The organism is Thermophilibacter sp., from assembly GCF_966187215.1.
On record NZ_CBIFYV010000020.1, the window covers coordinates 1 to 6493 of the forward strand.

The 6493-nt window shown below is 73.2% G+C and carries 5 protein-coding genes; 2 read left to right on the forward strand and 3 right to left on the reverse strand.

The genetic code is table 11. The features are described from left to right. Positions 1-68: 68 nt before the first annotated feature. The 3 genes from ACWTSU_RS02045 to ACWTSU_RS02055 form a co-directional block, all read right to left on the reverse strand. On the reverse strand, positions 69-1352 hold the full coding sequence (locus ACWTSU_RS02045) for an O-acetylhomoserine aminocarboxypropyltransferase/cysteine synthase family protein (RefSeq protein ID WP_455138218.1): 1284 nt from the start codon (positions 1350-1352) through the stop codon (positions 69-71). Positions 1353-1595: 243 nt separating this feature from the next. Further along, positions 1596-3005 (reverse strand): class II fumarate hydratase, encoded by a 1410-nt coding sequence (fumC, locus tag ACWTSU_RS02050; protein ID WP_455138219.1) that lies wholly within the window; start codon positions 3003-3005, stop codon positions 1596-1598. A gap of 1 nt (position 3006) precedes the next feature. Continuing rightward, positions 3007-4395, reverse strand: coding sequence for a CHAD domain-containing protein (locus ACWTSU_RS02055; protein WP_455138220.1), 1389 nt, complete (start codon positions 4393-4395; stop codon positions 3007-3009). 186 nt (positions 4396-4581) lie between these two features. On the opposite strand from ACWTSU_RS02055, the gene ACWTSU_RS02060 reads away from it, so the two are divergent. Then, on the forward strand, positions 4582-5565 hold the full coding sequence (locus tag ACWTSU_RS02060) for an AAA family ATPase (RefSeq protein ID WP_455138221.1): 984 nt from the start codon (positions 4582-4584) through the stop codon (positions 5563-5565). Then, a partial coding sequence (locus ACWTSU_RS02065) for a hypothetical protein (RefSeq protein ID WP_455138222.1) occupies positions 5565-6493 on the forward strand: 929 nt, incomplete at its 3' end. The genes ACWTSU_RS02060 and ACWTSU_RS02065, both read left to right, overlap by 1 nt.

Here is a 6493-nt window from a genome sequence, read left to right on the forward strand (position 1 = left end):
TAAGCGGAAGTTCCTGAGCGCGTAGCGCGAAGCACTTCCGCGTGAAGGGCCGCCGCCCGGCCCCACCCCTAGATCGCGGCGAGCGCCTGCTCTATGTCGGCGACGAGGTCGGCGCTGTCCTCCAGGCCGCACGAGAAACGCACCATCGCCGGCGAGATGCCGGCGGCCACGAGCTCCTCGTCGGTCATCTGACGGTGCGTGGACGACGCCGGGTGCAGGCAGCAGGTGCGCGCGTCGGCCACGTGCGTCTCGATCGCGGCGAGGCGCAGCGCCGCCATGAACTTCTCGGCCGCGGCGCGCCCGCCCGCGAGCTCGAAGCTCACGACGCCCGAGCCGCCCTCGGGCAGGTACCTCTGCGCAAGCTCGTAGTACGGGTCGCCCTCCAGGTGCGGGAAGCGCACGGAGGCCACCTTGTCGCTGCCCTTGAGGTAGCGGGCCACGGCCAGGCCGTTCTCAAAGTGCCGCGGCATGCGCACGTGCAGGCTCTCGAGGCCCAGGTTCAGGTAGAAGGCGTTCTGCGGGCTCTGGATGGAGCCGAGGTCGCGCATGAGGGTGGTCGTGGCCTTGGTGATGAACGCGCCGCCCTGGCCGAACTTCTCGGCAAAGACGATGCCGTGGTAGGACTCGTCCGGCGTGGTGAGGCCGGGGTACTTGTCGGCGTGCGCCATCCAGTCGAAGTTGCCGGAGTCCACGATCGCGCCGCCCACGCCGCAGCCGTGGCCGTCCATGTACTTGGTGGTGGAGTGCGTCACGATGTCGGCGCCCCACTCAAAGGGCCGGCAGTAGATCGGCGTGGCGAAGGTGTTGTCCACGACGAGCGGCACGCCGTGGGCGTGGGCCGCCTGCGCGAAGGCCTCGATGTCGAGCACGTCGAGCGCGGGGTTGGCGATCGTCTCGCCGAAGACGGCGCGCGTGTTGGGACGAAAGGCCGCCTCCAGCTCCTCGGGCGTGGCCGTAGGCGAGACGAACGTGGACTCGATGCCCATCTTGGCCATCGTGTGCGCGATGAGGTTGAACGTGCCGCCGTAGATGGCCGAGCTCGCCACGATGTGGCTGCCCGCCTCGCAGATGTTGAAGAGCGCGAAGAAGTTGGCCGCCTGGCCGGAGCTCGTGAGCATGGCCGCGGTGCCGCCCTCGAGCGCGGCGATCTTGGCCGCCACGGCGTCGTTGGTGGGGTTCTGCAGGCGCGTGTAGAAGTAGCCCTCGGCCTCCAGGTCAAAGAGCTGGCCCATGTGCTCGGAGGTGTCGTACTTGAACGTGGTGGACTGGACGATGGGGATCTGGCGCGGCTCGCCGTCGCCGGGGGTGTAGCCGGCCTGGACGCAGCGGGTGCCGATGCTCTGCTCTGCCATGGGGGTCCTTTCTTTTGGGTCCGACCATGATAGCGCGGCAGGCGGGCGTGCACGGACGCTGCAGCAAAAGATTAACGCGCAGAATCGGACATGTGCGTTATTTTGACCTGCGGATATAGAAAGTTGTGCTTGATTCTGCGCGTTATCCGCTCGGGCGCCCGCGCCGCGACATCCGCACCGCGCTGGCCGCGTCGGACGCCGAGAAGGGCGCAGCGACATGCGGCCGGCATGCCGTCGCACCGCCTACACCATCTGCTCGGGGTGGAAGACCTCGTCGAAGCGCTCCGGCGTCATGAGGCCCAGCGCCACGCACGCCTCGCGCAGCGAGGTATTCTCGGCAAAGGCCTTCTTGGCCACCCGCGCGGCGTTGTCGTAGCCGATGTAGGGGTTGAGGCAGGTCACGAGCATGAGCGAGCGGTGGAGGTTCTCGTCCATCTTCTCGCGGTTGGCGCGGATGCCGCTCGCGCAGCGCTCGTCGAAGGAGACGATCGCATCGGCGAGAAGCCCCACGGACTGCAGGTAGTCGTAGGCGATGACCGGCATGAAGACGTTGAGCTCGAAGTTGCCCTGGCTCGCGGCGAAGCCGATCGCGGCGTCGTTTCCCATGACCTGCACGGCCACCATCGTCACGGCCTCGCACTGGGTGGGGTTGACCTTGCCCGGCATGATGGAGCTGCCCGGCTCGTTGGCCGGGATGGTGATCTCGCCCAGGCCCAGCCGCGGGCCCGACGCGAGCCAGCGGACGTCGTTGGCGATCTTCATCATGTTGGCGGCCAGGCCCTTGACCGCGCCGTGGCTGAACACCACGGCGTCCTTGCCGGTGAGCGCGCGGAACTTGTTGGGGTCGGTCTCGAACGGCAGGCCCGTGAGGTCGGCCAGCTCCGCGGCTACGGCAACGTCGAAGCCCTCGGGGGCGTTGAGGCCGGTGCCCACCGCCGTGCCGCCGAGCGCCAGGCGGTAGAGCCCCGGCATCGCGGCGAGCAACTCCTCGCGCGAGCCCTCGAGAAGCCCGCGCCAGCCCGAGACCTCCTGCGAGAAGGAGATGGGCACCGCGTCCTGCAGGTGCGTGCGCCCGCTCTTGACCACACCCGCGTTCTCCTCCTCGAGGCGGCGCAGCGTGGCCGTGAGCCGGTCGATCGCCGGCAGCAGGAGCTCGGTCACCGCGCGGGCGGCCGCCACGTGCAGCGCCGTGGGAAAGGTGTCGTTGGACGACTGGCTCATGTTGACGGTGTCGTTGGGGTGCACCGGCCGCTCGAGCGCCACGCCGCGCTCGGCGGCGAGCTGGTTGGCGCGGTTGGCGAGCACCTCGTTCATGTTCATGTTGGACTGCGTGCCCGAGCCGGTCTGCCACACCACGAGCGGGAAGTCGTCGTCGTGCGCGCCGGCGAGCACCTCGTCGGCGGCGTCCGAGATCAGGTCGCGCTCGGCCTCGCCGAGCCTGCCGAGCCGGCAGTTCGCGCGCGCGGCCGCCTTCTTGACCAGCGCGAACGCGCGCACGATGCCCTCGGGCATGCGCTCGGTGCCAATGGGGAAGTTCTCGTGGCTGCGCTCGGTCTGCGCGCCCCAGAGCGCGCCCGCGGGCACGAGCATCTCGCCCATGGAGTCGCGCTCCACGCGCATGCCGTCCGCGCGCGGCGTCTGCCCCGCGGCCACGCTAGGCCTCCTCGCCGTCCGCGGCGTCGGTCGCGGCGTCGTCCTTCTCGCCAACCGCGTCCGGAGCCGCGTCGCCCTCGGCCTCGTCCCCCACGCCGCGCTCGCGCCGCTCCATGCCGGAGGTGATCGCCGAGACCACCTCGGCCTGGTCGCGCGCCACCACGCCCAGGTCGGCGCGGACGCCGCGGAAGCGGGGGCTCTTGGAGCACTCGTCGGCCAGCCGGCGGATCGACCGCGCGTCCGAGAGGGCCCGGAGCTCGCGCTGGATCTCGTCGAGCGTCTCGCTCGACTGCGCGCGCTCGCGCCCCAGCACCTCGCCGAGGCGCTCGGCCACGAAGCGCATCTCCTTGGCGTCGCGGCGCGCCACGTAGACGGCGTCGCCGTCGCGCAGGTCAAGCCCGAAGAGCGCCTCGTCGACCTCGTCGAACTGCGCGTCGAAGCGCGCCCGCAGGTCGTCGGCCGTGAGCCCGCCCTCGGCGACGCGCGACTTCCAGCGCAGGTGCGCGAGGTCGTCGGCCATCTTGGCGAGGGCCTTGCGCGCGCGGCTCTTGCGCATGTGCGTGATCACCGACGCGCGCTCGAGCGCACGCTCCTTGGCGCACGCCATCGGCAGCAGGCAGTTCTCGCCCAGCTCGCCGCTCTCCACGAGGCCGTCCACGCACTCCGAGAGGATGTCGAGCTCGCGCAGGCGCGCCGTGGCGGCCTGCAGGTCCTTGAGCAGGTGCTCGCAGCGGCGGCCCTGCTTCTTGGACTGCCAGGGCGCCAGGAACTGCACGAGCGAGCGCACGCGCCGCAGCGCCAGGCGGAAGTCGAGAAGGGCCGCGGGGTCGTCGGGCGCGTCGAGGAAGGTGCGGCAGCGCGCGAGCAGCTCGTCGGCGGCGTCGGCCACGGCGCGCTCCACGACCGCGAGTTCCTGCCACGACGAGGTGCGCGGGCCGGCCACGAACCACAGCAGCTCGCCGCGCTCGGCGCCCGGCGCCAGCGAGATGGCCGCCGCGGCGCCCTTGCCGAAGGACGGGCACTGCCCGACCAGCCGCGCCGCCAGCGTGTCCACGAACGGGGCGTGCCCCACGGCCACCACGCACGGCGCGTCCGCGGCCTCGAGCTCGGCGAGGAACGCCGCCGCGTCCTGCGCGTAGAGCGACTGGTGGACCTCGATGTCCTCGGCACCCGTGGCCGCGGCCACGACGTCGGCCGTCTCGAGCGCGCGCACGGCGGGGCTGCTCCAGACCCGGAGCTGCGGGTCGTCGCCGAGAAGGGCGAAGGTGCGCGGGTAGCTCACCCTGAGCGCACGGGCCCCGGACGGCGTGAGCCGCCGGTCGAGGTCCTGGCCCGAGGGCGCGCTCGCCTCGGGGTCGCCGTGCCGAACGAGAACCAGCGTCTTGACCATGTCTCCCCCGTTCTCCCTGCCGGCCGGTCCGCCGGAACTTTTAGCATAGCAATTCGCCGCTCGCGGGCGCCCGCGCTCGGGGAGCGGCGCGCGCCCGCGGGAGCGCCGCACGCCGGGGCCGCCGGGACGTAACGACCGGGAAACCCATCGCTGCTACCATGGTGGAAGGCGACGAGGGGAGCCATCATGGCCATGACCGAGTCCTGGGACGCGCGCGACGTCGCGTGGGCGGCGCGGCTGGGGGAGACGCTGGCCGACGAGCTCACCGGGGCGCTCTCGTGCTCGCGCGAGGCCGTCGCGCTCTCGGTGATGTGCCTGCTCTCGGGCGGCCACCTGCTGCTGGAGGACGTGCCCGGCGTCGGCAAGACCACGCTCGCCCGGGCGCTGGGGCGCGTCGTGCGCGCCCGCGTGACGCGCGTGCAGTTCACGCCCGACATGCTCCCGAGCGACCTCACGGGCGTGAGCGTGTGGGACCCCGAGGCGCGCGCCTTCACCTTCCATCCCGGGCCGCTCTTCTCGGACATGGTGCTCGCCGACGAGGTCAACCGGGCCAACCCCAAGACGCAGTCGGCGCTGCTGGAGGCCATGGAGGAGGGCCGGGTCTCGGTGGACGGCACCACCTACGAGCTGCCCGACCCCTACTTCGTGATGGCGACGCAGAACCCCGTTGAGATGGAGGGCACCTATCCCCTGCCCGAGGCGCAGCTCGACCGCTTCATGGTGCGCGCGAGCCTGGGCTACCCCGCCGAGGCTGACGAGCGCGCGATGCTGGCCGGCGTCTCCGGCGCCGATCCCGTGGCGCGCGTGCGAGCGGTCTGCGACCTGGGCGACGTGCGACGCTTCCGCGACCTGGCCGCGCGGGTGCACGTGGGCGACGAGGTGGCCGACTACGCGCTGCGCATGCTCTCCGCCACGCGCGAGGCCCCCGAGGTGCGCCTGGGCGCCTCGCCGCGCGCGGGGCTGGCGCTCGTGGCCATCAGCCGGACGCACGCCCTGCTCGACGGCCGCACCGCCGTCTTTCCCGAGGACGTCCGCTCCCTCGCCCCCGCCGTGCTCTCGCACCGCCTGGTGCTGCGCGACGCGCAGCCGGGCACGTCGCAGGCGGCCCAGCAGCGCGCGACGCTCGTGCGCCTGATGACACGTGTGGCGGCCCCGCGCCCTCGCCGGTGATGGACGGGCGCGGCGAGAGGGGCGGGCGGGGCCCGCGACGACCCCGTCGCGCGCGGGATGGGGACACGCGGACCCTCGCGCTCACGCCGCGCGGGGCGGTCCAGCTCGTCTGCAGCGCCGCGCTGCTCGCGGCCGGAACGGCCGGCAGCTGGCTGGCCCCGTCCGCGGCCGGGCTCGCGCTTCTCGCCGCCTGCGCGGCGGGGCTCGCGGGCGTGCTCCTGGCGCGCCGGGCGCGGACGGGGTCGCGCGTGGCGGGTCTCCTGTCCGAGGAGCGCGCGCCCGAGGAGTCCTGGGCGCAGGTCGACCAGCGTGGGGACGTGGTGCGCAGCCTGAACGCCCCCGGAGCCGGCCGCGGGCTCTACCGGCAGCGGAGCGTGCGGAGGTCCTGGCGCGACGCCTTCGGGTTCTGGCGCGCGACGCGCGTGGACCCGGCGGGACGGGAGGTGCGCGTGCCGCCCGCGGTCTCGCCCGAGCTCGTGCGACGCGTGGGCGAGGGCCGCTCGGAGCGGCTGGCGGAGCGGACCGGCGAGCGCGAGACGTCCGGCGTGCGCCCCTACGAGCGCGGGGACGGCCTGCGCCAGGTCGCGTGGCGGCAGAGCGCGCACCACGGCGAGCTCATGTCCTTCGAGGACGCGGGACGGGAGGCGCCGGGCGTGCTCGTGGTGGCCGACGTCGCGACCGCCGCGGATCCGCGCGGGGCCGACGAGCTCGCCGCGGCGCTCGCGGCGCTGCTGGCCGCGCTGCGGCGCGCCCCGGACGTCCTGCTCACCGACGGTGAGCTCGTCCTGCGCGCCCCCGTCCAGCAGGAGCGCTTCTGCGCCGCGCTCGTGGCCGGCCACGAAGGCGCGGCCAAGGCAGAGGAGAGTGGGCGGAAGGCGCGGCGCCTGGTGGAGATGGGCACGGGACGGCGGGGCGTGACGATCGTCCC

Excerpts from the sequence above, each read along its gene's own strand:
- ACWTSU_RS02055 (WP_455138220.1), bottom strand. The coding sequence starts at position 4,395 with ATGGTCAAGACGCTGGTTCTCGTTCGGCACGGCGACCCCGAGGCGAGC.
- ACWTSU_RS02045 (WP_455138218.1), bottom strand. The coding sequence starts at position 1,352 with ATGGCAGAGCAGAGCATCGGCACCCGCTGCGTCCAGGCCGGCTACACC.
- ACWTSU_RS02060 (WP_455138221.1), top strand. The coding sequence starts at position 4,582 with ATGGCCATGACCGAGTCCTGGGACGCGCGCGACGTCGCGTGGGCGGCG.